This is a genomic window from Allobosea sp. Root483D1, assembly GCF_001429505.1.
Lineage (GTDB): Bacteria > Pseudomonadota > Alphaproteobacteria > Rhizobiales > Beijerinckiaceae > Allobosea.
Genome location: NZ_LMJW01000001.1, coordinates 875,347 through 892,948 on the forward strand (window position 1 = coordinate 875,347; position 17,602 = coordinate 892,948).

The 17,602-nt window shown below is 67.7% G+C and carries 15 protein-coding genes; 14 read left to right on the forward strand and 1 reads right to left on the reverse strand.

All coding sequences use genetic code 11. The annotated features are described in order from the left end of the window. Position 1: 1 nt before the first annotated feature. The 9 genes from ASE66_RS04175 (at position 2) to ASE66_RS04215 (ending at position 11,051) form a co-directional block, all read left to right on the forward strand. Positions 2–277 carry a sarcosine oxidase subunit delta gene (locus tag ASE66_RS04175; RefSeq protein ID WP_057188268.1) on the forward strand — a complete coding sequence of 92 codons (276 nt, stop codon included), beginning with the start codon at positions 2–4 and terminating at the stop codon, positions 275–277. After that, positions 274–3,198: a sarcosine oxidase subunit alpha family protein gene (locus ASE66_RS04180; RefSeq protein WP_057188269.1), complete on the forward strand. Its 2,925-nt coding sequence runs from the start codon at positions 274–276 to the stop codon at positions 3,196–3,198. Before ASE66_RS04175 ends, ASE66_RS04180 begins: the two co-directional genes overlap by 4 nt. Then, the gene (locus ASE66_RS04185; RefSeq protein ID WP_057188270.1) at positions 3,185–3,799 is read left to right on the forward strand and encodes a sarcosine oxidase subunit gamma; all 615 of its coding nucleotides are present in this window, start codon (positions 3,185–3,187) and stop codon (positions 3,797–3,799) included. The genes ASE66_RS04180 and ASE66_RS04185 overlap by 14 nt, the downstream gene beginning before the upstream one ends. Before the next feature lie 34 nt (positions 3,800–3,833). Beyond that, complete coding sequence (locus ASE66_RS04190; protein ID WP_057188271.1) at positions 3,834–5,039, forward strand: trans-sulfuration enzyme family protein; 1,206 nt, start codon at positions 3,834–3,836, stop codon at positions 5,037–5,039. Between the two features lie 4 nt (positions 5,040–5,043). Continuing rightward, on the forward strand, positions 5,044–6,009 hold the full coding sequence (locus ASE66_RS04195) for an ABC transporter permease (RefSeq protein WP_057188272.1): 966 nt from the start codon (positions 5,044–5,046) through the stop codon (positions 6,007–6,009). A gap of 10 nt (positions 6,010–6,019) precedes the next feature. Next, complete coding sequence (locus tag ASE66_RS04200) at positions 6,020–6,919, forward strand: ABC transporter permease (protein ID WP_057188273.1); 900 nt, start codon at positions 6,020–6,022, stop codon at positions 6,917–6,919. 33 nt (positions 6,920–6,952) lie between these two features. Further along, the gene (locus tag ASE66_RS04205) at positions 6,953–8,590 is read left to right on the forward strand and encodes a peptide ABC transporter substrate-binding protein (protein ID WP_057188274.1); all 1,638 of its coding nucleotides are present in this window, start codon (positions 6,953–6,955) and stop codon (positions 8,588–8,590) included. Between the two features lie 142 nt (positions 8,591–8,732). Continuing rightward, on the forward strand, positions 8,733–10,205 hold the full coding sequence (locus tag ASE66_RS04210) for a protein adenylyltransferase SelO (RefSeq protein WP_057188275.1): 1,473 nt from the start codon (positions 8,733–8,735) through the stop codon (positions 10,203–10,205). Positions 10,206–10,409: 204 nt separating this feature from the next. Next, the gene (locus tag ASE66_RS04215; RefSeq protein WP_057188276.1) at positions 10,410–11,051 is read left to right on the forward strand and encodes an alpha/beta family hydrolase; all 642 of its coding nucleotides are present in this window, start codon (positions 10,410–10,412) and stop codon (positions 11,049–11,051) included. Between the two features lie 70 nt (positions 11,052–11,121). Here ASE66_RS04215 and ASE66_RS04220 read toward each other — a convergent pair whose 3' ends face one another. Then, entirely contained in the window at positions 11,122–12,336 is a 1,215-nt protein-coding gene (locus ASE66_RS04220) for an ROK family transcriptional regulator (protein WP_057188277.1), read from the reverse strand. 131 nt (positions 12,337–12,467) lie between these two features. Here ASE66_RS04220 and ASE66_RS04225 point away from each other — a divergent pair, with 131 nt between their 5' ends. The 5 genes from ASE66_RS04225 to ASE66_RS04245 all read left to right on the forward strand — a co-directional run bounded on the left by ASE66_RS04225 (position 12,468) and on the right by ASE66_RS04245 (position 17,477). Then, a complete protein-coding gene (locus ASE66_RS04225) occupies positions 12,468–13,730 on the forward strand; it encodes an extracellular solute-binding protein (protein WP_057188278.1) in 1,263 nt (420 codons plus the stop codon). A gap of 63 nt (positions 13,731–13,793) precedes the next feature. Next, positions 13,794–14,687 carry a carbohydrate ABC transporter permease gene (locus ASE66_RS04230; protein ID WP_057188279.1) on the forward strand — a complete coding sequence of 298 codons (894 nt, stop codon included), beginning with the start codon at positions 13,794–13,796 and terminating at the stop codon, positions 14,685–14,687. After that, complete coding sequence (locus ASE66_RS04235) at positions 14,687–15,508, forward strand: carbohydrate ABC transporter permease (RefSeq protein ID WP_057188280.1); 822 nt, start codon at positions 14,687–14,689, stop codon at positions 15,506–15,508. Before ASE66_RS04230 ends, ASE66_RS04235 begins: the two co-directional genes overlap by 1 nt. Continuing rightward, entirely contained in the window at positions 15,505–16,542 is a 1,038-nt protein-coding gene (locus tag ASE66_RS04240) for an SIS domain-containing protein (RefSeq protein WP_082613182.1), read from the forward strand. Before ASE66_RS04235 ends, ASE66_RS04240 begins: the two co-directional genes overlap by 4 nt. Next, positions 16,539–17,477, forward strand: coding sequence for an ROK family protein (locus ASE66_RS04245; RefSeq protein WP_057188282.1), 939 nt, complete (start codon positions 16,539–16,541; stop codon positions 17,475–17,477). Before ASE66_RS04240 ends, ASE66_RS04245 begins: the two co-directional genes overlap by 4 nt. The last annotated feature ends 125 nt before the right edge of the window (positions 17,478–17,602 follow it).

The window sequence follows — 17,602 nt, forward strand, 5'->3', positions numbered from 1 at the left end:
GATGCACCTGATCCCCTGCCCCTATTGCGGCGAACGCCCCCAGGACGAGTTCCACTATCGCGGCGACGCCACCGTGACGCGGCCGGCACCGGATGCCGGCGAGCAGGCCTTCTACGATTACGTCTACACGCGGGCCAATCCGCGCGGCTGGCATGACGAGTGGTGGCACCACTATGCCGGCTGCCGGCAGTGGCTGAAGGTCCGGCGCAACACGCTGACCCATGCGGTCGCGGCGTCTGTCGGACCTGCCGATGCGCTGCCGGAGGCGACGCCATGACCTCGCGGCGCCTTCCCAGCGGCGGCCTGATCGACCGCAGCAAGACCATCCGCTTCAGCTTCGACGGGCGCGAGCTCTCCGGCCATCCCGGCGATACACTCGCCTCGGCCCTCCTCGCCAATGGCGTGCGCCTGGTCGGCCGCAGCTTCAAATACCACCGACCGCGCGGGATCATGACCGCCGGCCCCGACGAGCCGAACGCGCTGGTCGAGCTGCGCGAGGGCGCAAGGCGCGAGCCGAACAGCAAGGCTACCGAGATCGAACTGCATGACGGCCTCGTCAGCCGCAGTCAGAACCGCTGGCCCTCGCTCGCCTTCGACGTGTTGGCGCTCAATGCGCTGGCCGGCAAGGCGCTCTCGGCCGGCTTCTACTACAAGACCTTCATGTGGCCGAAGCGCTTCTGGGAGAAGCTCTACGAGCCGCTGATCCGCCGCGCCGCCGGCCTCGGCCGAGCTGCGACAGAAGCCGACCCGGACCACTACGAGGCGATGCACGCCCATTGCGACGTGCTGGTGGTCGGTTCGGGCCCCGCGGGCCTGGCGGCGGCCCGCGCTGCTGGCGAGGCCGGGGCGCGCGTCATCCTGTGCGAGCGCGACGTCCTGATCGGCGGCGGGCTGCTGCTTTGCCCCGACCATCAGGCCTGGCACGCCGACATGCTCGCCGCGCTCAGGGCGCTGCCGAATGTCGAGATCCTGCCGCGCACCAATGTCTTCGGCTATTACGACCACAATTTGCTCGGCGCGCTGGAGCAGGTCGCCGACCACCGGCGAGAGCCCGGCGAGCACGAGGTCCGCCAGCGCTACCGGACCTTCCGAGCAAGGCAGGTCGTGCTGGCGACCGGCGCAAGCGAGCGATTGATCGCCCTGCCCGGCAATGACCGGCCGGGCGTGATGATGGCCGGCGCGGTGCTGGCCTATCTGCGCCGCTTCGGCGTCGCGCCGGGCGAGAACGCCGTCGTCTTCACCAATAATGACAGCGCCTATGACACCGCCCTCGCCTTGGCCGAGGCGGGCCTTGGCCGGGTGACGCTCGCCGATGCGAGGCCGCAAAGCGAGCTTGCCGGCGTGGTGGCGGCGCGCGGCGTTGAGGTCCGGCTCGGAACCGAGGTCGCCGGCTTCGACGGCAAGAGCGTGATGCTGCGCCAGCGCGGCAGCTCGATCGGGGAGCCGATCGTCGCCGACCTGCTCTGCCTGTCGGGCGGCTGGAACCCGAACGTCCAGCTCGCCAGCCAGTCCGGTGCGAAGACGCAATGGAACGCCGAACTCGCGAGCCATGTGCCAGGCGAGCCGGTGCAGGCGGAACGCTCAGCCGGCGCGGCGCGCGGCATCTTCGGCATCGGCGCTGCGGCGCATGACGGCGCCCGGGCGGGTGAGGCCGCGGCCAGCGCGTCAGGCTTCGAGGGCAAGCCCGGCTTCGCTTTGCCCCATATCGGTCGGAGCGAGCAGCCGCTCGTGCCATTCTGGGAGGTCAAGGCGGACGGCAAGAGCTTCGTCGACCTGCAGCACGACGTCACCACCGAAGACATCCGCCTCGCCCATCGCGAGGGCTACGCCCATATCGAGCACGCCAAGCGCTATACGACGCATGCCATGGCGACCGACCAGGGCAAGCTCGGCAGCCTCGTCGGCGCGGCGATCCTGGCCGAAGCACGCGGCGAGCCGGTCGAGGCGGTCGGCGTGCCGACGCATCGGCCCTACACCATGCCGGTCGCGGTCGGCGCCCTCGCCGGCCATGCCTCCGGCGCGCATTTCCAGCCGATCCGGCGCACCGCGCTGCATGACTGGCACCTGCGCAACGGTGCGGCGATGCAGCCGACCGGGGCCTGGCTGCGGCCCTTCTTCTATCCCAAGCCGGGCGAGACCGGCTGGGAACCGATCTTCCGCGAAGCGCGGGCGGTGCGCTCGGCCGTCGGCATCTGCGACGTCTCGACGCTCGGCAAGATCGACGTGCAGGGACCGGACGCCGCGACCTTCCTCGACCGCCTCTACATCAACAATTTCTCGACGCTCGCGGTCGGCAAGTGCCGCTATGGCGTGATGCTGCGCGAGGACGGCATCGTCTTCGATGACGGCACGACGTCGCGGCTCGGCGAGGACCATTTCGTGGTGACGACGACGACCGGCAATGCCGCGCCGGTGCTGGAGCATATGGAGTTCCATGCCCAGACGGTCTGGCCCGAGCTCGACGTGCAGTTCTGCTCGATCTCGGACCAATGGGCGCAGATGGCGGTCGCCGGGCCGAAATCGCGCGAGACGCTCGCCGCTGCGGTCGAGGGGCTAGAACTCGCCAACGAGGCCTTTCCGTTCATGGCGGTCGGCGAGGGCAGGATTGCCGGCGTGCCGGTCCGCCTGTTCCGCATCAGCTTCTCGGGCGAGCTCGCCTATGAGGTTGCCGTGCCGTCCAGTCAGGCCGAGACGGTCTGGGAGGCGATCCTTGCGGCGGGCAAGCCCTTCGGCATTGTGCCCTACGGCTTGGAGGCGATGAGCCTGATGCGGGTCGAGAAGGGGCATGCCGCCGGTCCCGAGCTGAACGGCCAGACCACTGCGGCCGATCTCGGCATGGGCCGAATGATGAAGAAGGCAGGCGATGTGATCGGCCGCGTCCTCGCCGGTCGCCCCGGCCTCGCCGATCCCGGCCGGCCGCGCCTTGTCGGCATTCGCCCGGTCGATGCCGCGCAGCGCCTGCGCGGCGGCGCCCATATCGTCGGCGAGCCCGGCTCGGGCACGAGCCTCGGCTGGATCAGCAGCGTCACACAGTCGATCGAGCACAAGTGCTGGATCGGCCTCGCTTTGGTCGAGAACGGCGAGAGCCTGAAGGGGCAGCGCCTCTTCGCGGTGTCGCCGCTGCACGAGGAGAGCGTCGCGGTGACGATCACCAGCCCGCACCATGTCGATCCGGAGAACGCCCGTGTCCGCGCCTGACCGCCGCTCGCGCTTTCCGGCCTCGCAGCCGCGCCAGGGCGGACGCAGTGGCGACGCGCCGCTCACGATCGTCGAGCGGCCGGCGACGCTGGTGCAGGTGAACGCACGCAAGGGCCGGCAGGCCGAGCTTGTTGCCGCCATCGCCAAGACGCTGGCACTCGCCCTCCCCGACGCCGGCCGGACCGCGACCGCGGCGGACATGGCCGCACTCTGGCTCCAGCCCGGAAGCTGGCTGATCGAGGCGCCGGCCGGGCGACGCGGCGAGCTGCCGGGCACTCTCGCGCAAACGCTGAACGGCATCGCGGCGGTGGTCGACCAGAGCCATGGCCGCTGCGTGATCGAGATCTCCGGCGCCGAGGCGCGGGCAGTGCTCGCCAGGCTCTGCCGGCTCGACCTGCACGAGCGGGCCTTCGCGGCGGGCGACAGCGCCGCGACGCTGGTCGGCCATGTCTCCTGCCTGATCCATCGCACGGGCGGCGAAGCACCATGCTTCCGGCTGGTCGTCGGCTCGACCTTCGCGGAGTGGCTGCTCCACGAGCTCACCGCCGCAGCCGCCTCCTATGGCTGGCGCTTCACCCCGGCCGGCGAGGCCGCCGCATGACGATCTCCGACGCCAGCACCGGAACCCCAGCGCCATGACCATCCACCGGCCCAACCGCCAGCTCGGCTTCCAGACGCGCTCGATCCACCAGGGTTACGATCCGCTGCTGGAGCGCGGCTCCGTCTCGCCGCCGATCTATATGACCTCGACCTTCGCATTCCCGAATGTGGCCGCCGCGGACGCGGTGGTCGCGGACGAGGTCGAAGGCTTCCTCTACGGCCGCGAGCACAATCCGACGCAAGCCTTGCTGGAGCAGCGCGTCGCCTCGCTGGAAGGCGCGGAAGCCGGCGTCGCCGCCGCCTCGGGCATGGCCGCGATCAGCTCGCTCTTCTTCTCGCTGCTATCGCCCGGCGACGAAATCATCGTCCACGAGACGCTCTACAACAACACCACGGCGCTCACCGGCGAGGGCCTGCCGCGCTTCGGCATCAAGGTCGTCAAGGTCGACCTCTCGGAGCCCGGCAACCTGACGGCCGCGGTGACGGATAAGACGCGGCTCGTCTATTTCGAGTCGCCGATCAACCCGACCGGCGAAGTGCTCGACATCGCCGCGATCGCCGAACTCGCGCACCGGGCCGGCCTGCGCGTCGTGGTCGATTCCACCTTCGCCTCGCCGGCCCTGCAGCGGCCGCTGGAGCACGGCGCCGACATCGTCGTGCATTCGCTGACCAAATACATCAACGGCCATGGCGACCTGCTCGGCGGCATCGTGCTCGGCGATGCGCAGACCATGCACAAGGTGCGCGGGCTCGGCCTGCGCTATCTCACCGGGGCGACGCTCTCGCCGATGGCCTGCTTCCTCGTGCTGCGCGGGCTCAAGACGCTCAAGGTCAGGATGCGCCAGCATAGCGAGAACGCGCTCGCCGTGGCGCAGATGCTCGACGCTCATCCCGCGGTCCGGATCGTGCGCTATCCCTTCCTCGAGAGCTATCCGCGTAACGCCATCGCCCGCAAGCAGATGAGCAATGGCAGCGGCATGATGTCGTTCGAGCTGCATGCCGGCTATGACGGCGCCATGGCGATGATGGACAAGCTCAAGCTGATCGCGCGCGCCGTCAGCCTGGGCGATGTCGAATCCCTGATCATGCATCCCGGCGGCCTGCTGCAGGCGCGCCGCAAGGTCTTCCCCGAGGCCAAGCTCGGCACCGGGGTGACCATGGACCTGATGCGCCTGTCGATCGGCCTGGAAGACGCCGAGGACCTGATCGACGATCTCAAACAGGCACTCGACGGAGGCTGATGCGATGCGCGGGGACGTCCTGAGCTATGTCGTCTGGCGGATCATCCACTCGATCCCGCTCGTCATCGGCGTCTCCATCATCGGCTTCGGCATCATGCACCTGGCGCCGGGCGGACCGCTGGCGGTCTATACGCTGAACCCGACCATCACCGTCACCGATATCGAGCGCATCCGCGTCGCGCTCGGCCTCGACCAGCCGGTCCACATCCAATACCTGACCTGGGCCAAGTCGATGCTGACCGGCACCTGGGGCTTCACCTTCTTCGGCGGGCGGCCGGTGCTGGAGGTGATCGTCGAGCGGCTGCCGGCGACGATGATCCTGATGGGCACGTCGCTCGCGCTCGCCATGCTGATCGGCACGCTGATCGGCATGCTCGGCGCGATCAGGCGCGGTTCGATCTTCGACTACCTCTCGACCACCGGCGCCATGCTGGCGCTGTCCTTCCCGACCTTCTGGTTCGGGCTGATGGCGATCTACATCTTCGCCATCGAGCTGCGCTGGCTACCCTCCGGCGGCATGTACGAGCTCGGCGAGGAAGGCAATCCCTGGGATCTGCTGCGCCATCTCGTCCTGCCGGCGATGGTGCTCACCCTCGTGCTGGTCGCGCAATGGAGCCGCTACGCCCGCTCCAGCTTCCTCGACGTGATCCAGCAGGACTATATCCGCACCGCGCGCTCTAAGGGGCTGAGCACCCGCGCCGTCCTGTTCGGCCATGCCTTCCGCAATGCGGTGATCCCGCTTGTCGCCCTGTTCGGCGTGCAGTTGCCGACACTGTTCTCGGGCGCGCTCGTCGCCGAGACGATCTTCAGCTGGCCCGGCATGGGCCGCCTCTTCGTCGATGCGCTCAACATGAAGGAATACCCGATCCTGATGGGGATGATCATGTTCACGGCGCTCTTCGTCGTGGTCGGCAACCTGATCGCAGACATCGCCATCGCGCTGATCGATCCACGCGTGAAGCTGGGATGAGGACGTGGCCATGACCGACATCCCCGTCTCGACCTCCACCCCGGCCACAGCGCCGAACCGCACTTACGCGCAGATGATCGCGCGGCGCTTCGTCAGCCATCGCATGGCGGTCGCCGGCGCCGTGCTGGTGGTGCTGCTCTGCTCGTCGGCCCTGTTCGCGCAGTTCGTCGCGCCGCACGACCCGACGACGATCGACACGGCGAAGCGCTTCCTGCCGCCGCTCGCCTCCTGGAGCTACCCGCTCGGCACCGACGATCTCGGCCGCGACACGCTCAGCCGGCTGCTCTATGGCGGCCAGGTCTCGCTCATGGTCGGCATCGTCGCGATGCTGACGACGATGCTGACCGGCACCCTGGTCGGACTCGCCGCCGGCTATTACGGCGGCATCATCGACAACCTGCTGATGCGTTTCGTCGACACGCTGCTGTGCTTTCCGCAGGTCTTCCTGCTGCTGGTCGTCGCCGCCTTCGTGCCGCCGACCATCCTGTCGATCTCGCTGATCATCGGCCTGACCTCCTGGATGGAGGTCTCGCGTATCGTGCGGGCCCAGGTCTCAACGCTGAAGGAGATGGACTTCGTCCAGGCCTCGCGCGGCTTCGGTGCCTCGAACTGGCGCATCATGCTGGTCGAGCTCTTGCCGAACATCGCAGCGCCGGTGCTGGTCGCGGCGACGCTCAAGGTCGCGACCGCCGTGCTGATGGAATCCTATATCAGCTTCCTCGGCTATGGCGTGCAGCCGCCGATGGCGAGCTGGGGCAACATGCTGACCAACGCCCAGGGCTATTTCGACACCGTGCCCTTCCTGGCGATCCTGCCAGGCATCCTGATCACCTTCACTGTCATGGGCTTCAACTTCCTGGGCGACGGCCTGCGGGACGCCGTCGACGCCAGGCTCAAGATCGACCCGTAGTCCAACGCCGAACAACCAAGAGGGGAGACCAGCATGTCCACGACATCGTCACCGACCCGGCGCTCGCTGCTCAAGACCGCAGCGGCATCGAGCCTGATCCTGCCCGCCGGCGCGATCTTCAGCCCGGCGATCGCACAGCGCCGCGACCGCCTCATCCTCGGCACCACCCAGGAGCCGGTGCAGTTCAATCCGCTGCTCTATGTCAACGCCGGCGCCGAGAACATTCCCGAGGCCTGCCTGTTCGACGCGCTCTGGGACGTCAACGAGAAGGGCGAGTTCGTGCCCAACCTCGCGGCGCGCATCCCGACCCGCGAGAACGGCGACATCTCCGCCGACGGCAAGACCTGGCGCATCAACCTGAAGCGCGACGTGAAATGGAGCGACGGCCAGCCCTTCACCGCCCGCGACGTCGAGTTCACCTACCAGACCATCGTCAATCCCAAGGTCGCGGTGCGCTCGCGCAGCGGCTTCGACCTGATCGAGAGCTTCAAGCGGGTCGACGACCACACCGTCGAAATCGTGCTGTCGCGCCCCTTCGTGCCCTTCATGTGGGCCTGGCAGAACATGCACATCGTTCCGCACCACCTGCTCTCCAAGGAGGAGAACATCAACACCTCGGGCTTCAACGCCCAGCCGGTCGGCACCGGTCCCTATCTCTTGAAGTCACGCACGGCCGGCAGCCACATGGTCTACGAGGCGAACCCGAACTACCATCGCGGCGCCGCCAAGATCAGGCAGTTCATCCATAAGTTCGTGCCCGACCAGCTCGTCGCCTACAGCCAGGCGCGCACCGGCGAGATCGACTATCTCGGCGTCTCCGGCGTACCCTTCGACCGCTGGGGCGAGGCGGCGAAGCTGCCGGATCGTACTTTCTTCCCGCTGGCGCAGCCCTGGGTGCAGTTCGTCTACTTCAATTGCGGCAAGCCGCAGTTCAAGGACCCGAAGGTACGCCGGGCGCTCTATATCGCGCTCGAAATGCAGAAGACGATCGATGACGTCTTCTTCGGCGCCTACAAGCGCACGCTGTCCTATCTGCACACCAGCCACTGGGCCTACAATCACGACCTCAAGGACACCGGCCCCAATCCGCAGCTCGCCGCCAAGATGCTCGACGAGGCCGGCTGGAAGGTCGGCGCCGACGGCGTCCGCGAAAAGGACGGCGTCAAGATGAAGTTCTCGATGTCGACGACGGCCGGTTTCCCGGCCCGCCAGGCGACGCAGGCGATCTTCCAGCAGAACTGGAAGGCGATCGGCGTCGAGATGGAGATCAAGAACATGCCGGCCTCGGTGGTCTGGGGCGAGTACACCACCAAGTCGCAGTTCGACACGCTGCTGGTCTCCTGGGAGCCGACCGTCGGCATGGATCCCGACTACACCGCGCGGGCCCATTCCAAGATGATCCCGGTGAAGACCGGCAGCGGCTCGAACTACACCCAGTACGAGAATGCCGAGGTCGACCGGCTGCTCGAGGACGGCGTCAAGCAGACCGACCAGGCCGAACGCAAGAAGATCTATGCCCGCATCCAGGAGATCCTGCTGGAAGAGGTGCCGTTCGGGCCGCAGGGCGGCGTCTTCCAGGGCCAGATCGCCCACAAGTCCCTGCAAGGCATCAAGCCGAACCAGTACGTGGTCGACGCCGCCTGGAATGTCCACGAGTGGTCGTGGGGCTGAGCGCCGCCCTCGCCCCGTCACCGGAACGCCCGGCGACGGGGCAGGCCTTCCCCGCCGGCGCCGGCGGATCAGCACAGTCTGATCGCGCCGGCCGTGGTCGATCTCGTGTTGCGATGCTGCTTTCCGCGCATATCTACGATCGATGATCCCGATCGCTTTCGATAATTCCTATGTGCGCCTGCCGCAGCGCTTCTACGCAGCGGTCGCCCCGACCACCGTTTCCGCGCCTCGGCTGATCCGGTTGAACGCCCCGCTCGCATCGGAGCTTGGGCTGGACCTGGACTGGCTGAAAGATCCGGAGGGCGTGGCGATGCTGTCCGGCAATGGCGTGCCGGCGGGAGCCGCTCCGATCGCGACCGCCTATGCCGGCCACCAGTTCGGCGGCTTCAGCCCCCAGCTCGGCGACGGGCGCGCCATCCTGCTCGGCGAGCTCGTCGACCGGCACGGCCGGCGTCAGGATCTCCAACTCAAGGGCGCCGGCCCGACGCCGTTCTCGCGCCGGGGCGATGGCCGTGCCGCCCTGGGGCCGGTCCTGCGCGAATACATCGTCAGCGAGGCGATGGCGGCGCTGGGTGTGCCGACGACACGCGCCCTCGCCGCGGTCCTGACCGGCGAGGCCGTCAGGCGCGAGACGCTGCTGCCCGGCGCGGTCCTGACCCGCGTCGCCTCCAGCCATATCCGGATCGGCACCTTCCAGTTCTTCGCCGCGCGCGGCGACGCCGAGGCCTTGCGCCTGCTCGCCGACCACGTGATTGCGCGCCACTACCCGGCTTGCACCGGCGATGGTCGCTATCTCGCCTTGCTGGAGGCCGTGATCGCCGCGCAAGCCGCGCTCGTCGCGCAATGGATGACGATCGGCTTCATCCACGGCGTGATGAACACCGACAACATGTCGGTCGCCGGCGAGACCATCGACTATGGACCCTGCGCCTTCATGGACACCTATCATCCGACGACGGTGTTCAGCGCGATCGACGAGCATGGCCGCTACGCCTTCGGCAACCAGCCCCCGATCGCCCGCTGGAATCTCGCGCGCTTCGCCGAGGCGCTGCTGCCGCTGCTGGCCGACGACCAGGACGAGGCGGTGTCGATCGCGCAGCACGCGCTGAGCCAGTTCGACCCACAGTTCCAGGCAGGGTTGACCGCGGGGTTCCGCCGGAAGCTCGGCCTCGCCACGGAAGAAGCGGAGGATGTCGAGCTCATCAAGGCGCTGCTCGAGACGATGCAGCGCGGCGAGGCCGATTTCACGCTGGTCTTCCGGCGCCTGAGCGAGGCGGCCGGGCAAGCGGACAGCGCCGCGGCCTGTCGCAGCCTCTTCGCCAACCCGGCCGAGTTCGATGCCTGGGAAGGCCGCTGGCGCCAGCGCCTGTCGCGGGAGCCCGCATCGGCGAAAGCGCGCCAGGATGCGATGCTGCGCGCCAACCCGCTGTTCATCCCGCGCAACCACCTGGTCGAAGCGGCGATCCAGGCTGCCGTCGAGCGCGATGACTTCACCCCGTTCGAGACCCTCCTCGGGGTCCTCGCCAAGCCGTTCGAGGCGCAGCCGGGCCGTGAGGATCATGCGCGACCGCCGGCTGCGCATGAGCGCGTGATGGCGACGTTCTGCGGGACCTAGATCATCGCGCGTCCTATCGGGCGCTATCACGATGATCTATCACATTGTTATCGCATCGGATTATTCCAAAAAAGTGGATTCCACTTTTCGGTCCGATGCTATAGATGGCCGCGCGTCCTATCGGGCGCGGCAAAGGCGCTCTAGGCTGCTGAACGGAGGCGGTCCGGAACCGGGACACCCGGCTCGCCGAGACAAGGCAGCGCGATGTTTCTTTTCGACGGTCCCGACAAGGCTGATGTGACCATCCTCCTGGCGCATGGGGCCGGAGCGGCGATGGACTCGCCATCGATGACCGCGGCCGCAGAGGCGCTGGCCGGAGCGGGCTTCCGCGTTGCCCGCTTCGAGTTCGACTATATGGCGGCACGGCGGACCGGAGCTGGCCGCACGCCGCCGCCACGCGCCGAAAAGCTCAACCCGCACTATCTCGCCGCCGTCGACGCGCTCGGCGCCGAGGGAGCCCTGGTCATCGGCGGCAAGTCGATGGGGGGCCGCGTCGCGAGCATGGTGGCGGACACGCTGTTCGAGGCGGGCCGGATTTGCGGCCTTCTGTGCCTCGGCTATCCCTTCCATCCGCCCGACAAGCCGGAGCAGCTACGAACCGGCCACCTCGCCGACCTGCGGACCCCAACGCTCATCGTGCAGGGAACGCGGGATGAGTTCGGCACCCGGGAGGAGGTATCGACCTATCGGCTGTCGCCGCGCATCGACGTCCTCTGGCTGGAAGATGGCGACCACGATCTGAAGCCCCGCAAGCGGATCTCCGGCTTTTCAGCCGCCGACCATCTCGGCACCATGGCCGAGACGACTTCCGCCTGGGCCGGGCGCCTTCATTCGGCCGGCCGGTAACCTGTCGCAAGTTTGGCAAAGATCATGCGCGGATCGGGCCGCGCCAACGTTCGCCGCAACCATCAGCCTTTCAAATCCGCTCCACGACGTCCTGCTTGAACAGCAGCGACAGCTCGGGCGTCATGCCGTCGAAGACCGGCAGCGTCGCGGCGCCCAGCGCCGGCGTGTCCGGGCCCATCTCGGCGGCGATCAGGCGCGGCGTGTCGGCCGCCTTGTTGAGGCTGACGCTGCGCGGCAGCGGCTCGATCCGGGCGATGAGCGCCTCCAACACGGGGCGGGGGAGCACGCCGCCGAGGATCACGGTCTGCGGGTCGAGCATGTTCTCGATCATCACCACGGCCTGGCGCAGGCTGGCTGCGGCCTCATCCAGCCAGGCGAGCAGACGGACGTCACCGTCGTCGAGCGCCTTGGCGATACGATCGAGATCACCGTGCCGGACAGTCGCCGCCTGGACGTCGCCAAGCGCCTTCAGCGCAAGCGAGACCGAGGCGTAGCGTTCAAGGCAGCCGCGATTGCCACATGGGCAAGGCCGCCCGTTGGTGTCGACGACGAGATGGCCGATCTCGCCCGACTTGCCGTAGCCGCCGCGATAAGGCTGGCCGCGCAGGAAGAGCCCGCCGCCGATGCCGGCGCCGATATAGATGTAAGCGAAGTCGGTCAGCGCACGGCCGGCGCCGTAGAGCCGCTCGCCGATCGCGGCCGCCGTGGCGTCGTTCTCGAGCAGCACGGGCAGGCCGAGCTTGTCCTGCAGCGACCGGCGCAGTGAGAAATCCTTCCAGCCAGGCAGCGCGACCTCGCCGAGCACCACGAGCCGGTCGTCCTGGAAAAGAGCCGGGATGACGAGGCCGACGCCCCAGACGCGCTGGCGCGCCACCTGCTGGCGTTCGAGCATCGCCGAGATCGTCGCCGCGATCTGGTCGAGCACCGCCTCGGGGGCGTCGGAGGCGAGGTCGAGCTCGGCGCGATCGCGCACTCCGCCGGCGACGTCGGTCAGTATGACCAGCAGCACGCCATGGCCGAAGGACACGCCCAAGGTGAAGCCGCCGTCCGGATTGATGTCGAGGTCGACGGCCGGCTGACCACGTCCGCCGCTGCGTCGGCTGACGCTGCGCACCAGCCCGGCCTCGGTGAGCTCGCCGATGATGTTGGAAATGGTCTGAGGCGCCAGGCCGGTGGCGCGCGTGATCTCCGCACGTGAAAGCGGCGCCTGCAGCCGCACCGTCTCTAGCACGACCCGCCGGTTGAACCGGCGGGCATGGTCCATGTTGGCGCCGAACAGCTTCATTTTTGCCTCTGCCTCATCGCTCCTGCCTACACCCGGGCGCTTGCCAGTCGAAATGGTCTCTGATTAAATCACTTCATTGGAATAAATCGGGCGGCGGCGAAAGACCGCCCGGAAACAGCGGGGAACAGACCATGACGCAGCAGCGCGAATCCAAGAGTGGCTTGTCCCGCCGGACGGTTCTGGGCGCGGCAGGCACGATGGCGGCGACGGCCTGCGGCTTCGGCGCACGGGCGCAGGAGATGAACGTCCGCTTCGTCGGCGAGCGCTATCCGGCGCTGGAATTCTACGTGAAGAAGCTCCAGAGCGCGCTGCCGAACGTGAAGGTCACCGCCGACCTGATGCCGAACGCGCCGTTGAAGGAGTTGCAGACGATCACGCTGTCGTCCGGCGCCGACTCGATCGACATCATGCTGGGCAACGACCTGACGATCGCCAATTTCGCGCAGAACGGCTGGCTCGAGCCGCTCGACGAGTACATCGCCAAGCACAAGGACGAGTACAAGCTCGACGACTTCGCCAAGACCGCGATGAGCTCGGCCTCGTTCGGCGGCAAGGTCTATGGGCTGCCGGTGCTGACCAACACCCAGCTCATGGCCTATCGGCAGGACCTGTTCGAGGCAAAGGGCCTGAAGCCGCCGACCTCGTTCGAGGAGTACATCGCCGCCGCCGGCGCGCTGAGCTCGCCCTCCGTCGCCGGCACGGTGATGACGCTCAAGGGCGACGGCGTCCTCAACGAGGGCCACTGGTATCTGAATGCGCTCGGCGACGGCTGGTTCGACGCCAACAAGAAGCCGGTCTTCAACAGCCCCAAGGGCATCGCCGCGATCGAGACGATGAAGTCGCTGACGCGCTTTGCGCCGCGCGGCTACACCGCCAACGGCAACGACGAATCGACCATCCTGTTCCAGCAGGGCGCCGCCGCCATGGGCATGCAGTGGCTGACCCGCACCGCCGCGATGGACCGCCAGGACCAGTCCAAGGTGATCGGCAAGATCAATTGGGCGCCGCCGCCGCGGGGTGGTCAGGTCGTCGTCGCCGACACTTTCGCCATTTCGAAGTTCACCTCGCGCAACAAGGACACGCTGTTCCGCCTGCTCGCCGCGACGCTGTCGCCGGCGAACCAGCGCGAGGGCGCGAGCCTCGCCTGTCCGACGCGCGTCTCGGTGCTGGAGGATCCGGAGCTGCGCCAGCGCTTCCGCTATTACAACGTGCTGGTGCCGGCACTGGACAAGGGCGCGACCTTCCCGAAATTCGCCGAGTTCAAGGAAGTCAGCGAGACGGTGACGCGGCGCGTCCTGCAGGCCGTCACCGGCGAGATGCCGGTCAAGGAGGCGCTCGACACCGGCGCCAAGGAGGCCGAGGAATTCCTGACGCGCCGCGGCGTCTACAAGTGAGCATTCTCGCTTCCGGAACGGTCCGGGCCTGAACCGGGCCGCTCCAGCGCAAGGCACAGATTTATGGCGTCGTCGTCGGCGCGGGCCTATCCCCGCGAAATATCGCTCTGGCTGTTCGTGGTGCCGAGCGCACTCGTCGTGCTCGGCATCCAGCTCTACCCGGTGCTCTACGCCGTCTATCTCAGCTTTTTCGACTACCATATCGGCCAGTCGCAGCCCCGTTTCGTCGGGCCCGACAACTACCTCGCTTTGCTTGGCCAGGACCGTGTCTGGGCCTCGCTCAGGACGACGGTGATCCTGGTTGCCTGCTCGCTTGCGGTCGAGTTCGCGCTCGGCCTGCTGCTCGCGCTCGGGCTCTACAAGCTGACGCGCGGCGCGCGCCTCTTCTCGACACTGATCTTCGTGCCCTATCTGATCACGCCGGTGGTCGCTGCGCTGTTCCTGCGCTGGATCTTCGCGGCGCGCTGGGGTCTCGCCGACGCCGTCATCGCCTCCTTCGACATCTTCCCGCCGGACTGGCTGGGCTCGCCGGTCTGGGCCTTCGTCACCATCATCGTCGCCGATGTCTGGCAATTCACGCCCTTCGTCATGCTGATCCTCTATGCCGGCCTGCAGGGCATGGATGAGGCGCTGCTCGAAGCCGGCAGGATCGACGGTGCCTCCGGCCCGCGCCTGGTCTGGCACATCATCCTGCCGTGCCTACGGCCGCAGATCCTGTTCGTGCTGGCGATCCGGCTGATGGATTCCTTCCGCACCTTCGACAGCATCTATGTGCTGACCGGTGGCGGCCCCGGCACCGCGACCGAGACGCTGACGATGTACACCTACGCTTTGGCCTTCAAGCAGCTCGACCTCGGCCGCGCCTCGACGCTGGGCGTGCTGACCATGCTGATCGTGACCGGACTGACGCTGATGATCATCTCGCTGATGTACCGGCGCGAGAAGGGAGCGTTCTGATGCGTCGCCTGCTCGGTCAGCCGCTGGTCGTCTTCCTGTTGTCGTTGTTCGCGCTCTTCAGCCTGACGCCGATCATCTGGGCGGTGCTGATCTCGATCAAGCAGCCGGCCGATGCCTTCGCGATCCCGCCGAAGCTGTTCTTCGAGCCGACCTTCCGCTTCCATTACGAAATCTGGGTCGAGCGCCGCTTCGTCGAGTTCTTCCTGAACAGTTCGATCATCGCACTCGGCACCGTCTTCATCTCGGTGCCGCTCGGCACGCTTGCCGCCTATGGCCTGTCGCGGCTGGAGAGCAAGATGGCGCGCTCCTATCTGATGGGGCTCCTGGTGATCCGGATGTTCCCGCACATCCTGCTGCTGATCCCGTTCTTCATCGTGGCGCGCTCGCTCTCGATGATCGACACCTATCCGGCGATGATCGCGGCGATGGTGGCGATCAACCAGCCCTTCACCGTCTGGCTGATGCGCAGCTTCTTCCTGGAGATCCCGCGCGAGCTCGACGAAGCCGCCACGATCGACGGCTGCAATGCCTGGACGACCTTCACCAAGGTGATCCTGCCGCTGGCCAAGCCCGGCATCGTCGTCACCTCGCTGTTCAGCCTGCTGCTCGCCTATAACGAGTTCCTGTTTGCGCTGATCCTGACCGGCAGCAACACCAAGACGCTGCCCGTCGCCATCGCCGAATATGGCGGCGAGGACCTGAACTACTGGTCGCTCTCCGCGGCCGGCGCGATCGGGATCATGCTGCCGATCCTGCTGTTCATGCTGTTCTTCCAGCGCCATCTCGTGCGGGGCCTGACCATCGGCGCGGTGAAGGGATGACCATGGTCGACCAGAGCATCATCGACGGCTTCATTCGGGCGCAGGCGCAGATCGTGCCGGCGACGATCGCGGCCGTGCGCCAGCGGCTGCGCGAGCTCACGCTTCCGCGGGCCGGGCACATCGTCCTCGTCGGTTCCGGCACTTCGCTCAACGCGCTGATGGTGGCAAAGCCGGCACTGGAGGCCGGGGGCGCTTTCGTCGAGGTGGTGAACCCGGGCGCCTTCCTGCAACGCGAACCGGTGCTCGGTCGTGAGGCGTTGGTCGTCGCGCTGTCGCAGACCGGGACCAGCGAGACCACTGTTGCAGCTGTCCGCCGCGCGCAGGACAGCGGGCTGACCTGCCTCACCATCACCGCCGAGGCCGACAGCCCGATCGGGCAGGTGGCGACCACGAAGATCGTGATGCCGGTCGGGCCCGAGCCGGTCGGCCCGAAGACCAAAGGCTATGGCGGATCGCTCGCGGCGCTCGCCGAGCTGGTGGCCGCGCTCTCCGGTCATGTCGGCCAGAACGTCGCCGAAGCGGAGATCGCCGCGCTGATCGAGGCGGCGACGCCGCCGGCCTTCGCGCTGGCGACGGAACTCGATGCGGTCGATGGGCTGCTCTTCACCGGCGAGGGCCGCCACTTCGGCACGGCGCTCGAAGCCTCGCTCAAGCTCGCGGAGATGACCGGCGTGCCGGCGGCGGCCTTCCCGACCGAGGAGGCCATGCATGGCCGCCTCCATGGGCTGACCACGCGGAGCCTCTGCGTCATGATCGCGGCGGACGCGGCCGAACGCCGGCTCGCGGCTCATGCCGCCGAGGTGATGGCCGGGCTCGGTGTCCGCATCCTGATCCTCAACCTGACCAATGAGCCGACCCCGCTCGACTGGCTGCGGCCGGGCGGACTGGCACCGCCCTATGACGCACTCGCGGCGATCGTGCCGGTGCAGCGGCTGGCGCAGGCCATGGCGGCTCGGCGCGGGATCCCGCCGCATCTGATGCGCTTCCCGGGATTGTCCAAGAAGCTCGGCATCAAGATCGACCGCCTGCCATGAAGACCGTCTTCGCCTTCGATATCGGCGGCACCGCCGTCAAGTTCGGGCTGGTGGCCGAGGGCGGCCGCCTGCTGAAACAAGGCGAGGTGCCGTTCGAGCGCGACCTGTCCTTCGCAGCGCTCGGCGAGCGGTTGGCCCGGCTCTATGAAGACGTGATGGCGGGCGCCCGGGCCGATGCCTTGGCGGTCGCGATGCCGGGCTTCGCAGCGCCGGAGAGCGGCGTCGTCATCGATGGCGGCGGCAATGTTCCGGCGCTGCGCGACGGCTCGATCGCGGGGGCGCTCGAACAGCGCCTTAGCCTGCCGGTCTGGTTCGGCAATGATGGCGTTGCCGCTGCATTGGGCGAAGTCAGGTACGGCGCCGGCCGGGCGCTGAGCCGCTTCCTGCTGATCACCATAGGGACGGGCGTGGGCGGCGCCGTCGTGCTCGATGGAAGGCCGATCATCAGCCCGAACGGCCATCCTCCGGAGCTGGGCGCCATCATCGTCGGCCTCGACGATGTGGGTGAGCCGCTCTCGCTTGAAGCACAATCGTCAGCGCCAGCCATGTTGCAGGCTTACGCACGCCGGACGGGGAACATGGCCGTAACGGCGCGAGGACTGTTCGAGCAGGCCGAGGCCGGCGATGCGGCAGCGGAAGCGGCCATCGATGCGGCGTGCCGGGGCATCGCCCAGGCGGCAGGGGCCCTCACCAACGCACTCATGTTCGAAGCGATCGTCCTCGGCGGCGGCGTGTCGGGCGCGGGCGAAGCTCTGGCGCGCCGGCTTCGCCGGCTTATGCCCGCTTATGTGTGGCCGGCACTGGCGGCGAAGGTCGACATCCGTATCGCCGAACTCGGCAACACGGCCGGGCTGCTCGGCGTCGCCTCGCTCGCCTTCGATGGGCTCTCCACGCCGTCCCGGCGCCGCGACGTTCGGCGGGACGTCAAATCCTGAGCAAGACGATCCGGCAAAGTCAGCCGGCCGGGACCTGCTTGTTCATGCCTTGGGCCACAGGGCTGAACTGGATCATCGCCCCAAAAGAACCACTCGGCCGATCCTGTGCCGAAAGCTGATTCAGG

What these genes read in the sequence shown, in the direction of transcription:
- ASE66_RS04245 (WP_057188282.1), top strand. Translation starts at nt 16,539, where the DNA reads ATGAAGACCGTCTTCGCCTTCGATATCGGCGGCACCGCCGTCAAGTTC.
- ASE66_RS04235 (WP_057188280.1), top strand. Translation starts at nt 14,687, where the DNA reads ATGCGTCGCCTGCTCGGTCAGCCGCTGGTCGTCTTCCTGTTGTCGTTG.
- ASE66_RS04200 (WP_057188273.1), top strand. Translation starts at nt 6,020, where the DNA reads ATGACCGACATCCCCGTCTCGACCTCCACCCCGGCCACAGCGCCGAAC.
- ASE66_RS04180 (WP_057188269.1), top strand. Translation starts at nt 274, where the DNA reads ATGACCTCGCGGCGCCTTCCCAGCGGCGGCCTGATCGACCGCAGCAAG.
- ASE66_RS04205 (WP_057188274.1), top strand. Translation starts at nt 6,953, where the DNA reads ATGTCCACGACATCGTCACCGACCCGGCGCTCGCTGCTCAAGACCGCA.
- ASE66_RS04215 (WP_057188276.1), top strand. Translation starts at nt 10,410, where the DNA reads ATGTTTCTTTTCGACGGTCCCGACAAGGCTGATGTGACCATCCTCCTG.
- ASE66_RS04190 (WP_057188271.1), top strand. Translation starts at nt 3,834, where the DNA reads ATGACCATCCACCGGCCCAACCGCCAGCTCGGCTTCCAGACGCGCTCG.
- ASE66_RS04225 (WP_057188278.1), top strand. Translation starts at nt 12,468, where the DNA reads ATGACGCAGCAGCGCGAATCCAAGAGTGGCTTGTCCCGCCGGACGGTT.
- ASE66_RS04220 (WP_057188277.1), bottom strand. Translation starts at nt 12,336, where the DNA reads ATGAAGCTGTTCGGCGCCAACATGGACCATGCCCGCCGGTTCAACCGG.
- ASE66_RS04230 (WP_057188279.1), top strand. Translation starts at nt 13,794, where the DNA reads ATGGCGTCGTCGTCGGCGCGGGCCTATCCCCGCGAAATATCGCTCTGG.
- ASE66_RS04210 (WP_057188275.1), top strand. Translation starts at nt 8,733, where the DNA reads ATGATCCCGATCGCTTTCGATAATTCCTATGTGCGCCTGCCGCAGCGC.
- ASE66_RS04175 (WP_057188268.1), top strand. Translation starts at nt 2, where the DNA reads ATGCACCTGATCCCCTGCCCCTATTGCGGCGAACGCCCCCAGGACGAG.
- ASE66_RS04195 (WP_057188272.1), top strand. Translation starts at nt 5,044, where the DNA reads ATGCGCGGGGACGTCCTGAGCTATGTCGTCTGGCGGATCATCCACTCG.
- ASE66_RS04240 (WP_082613182.1), top strand. Translation starts at nt 15,505, where the DNA reads ATGACCATGGTCGACCAGAGCATCATCGACGGCTTCATTCGGGCGCAG.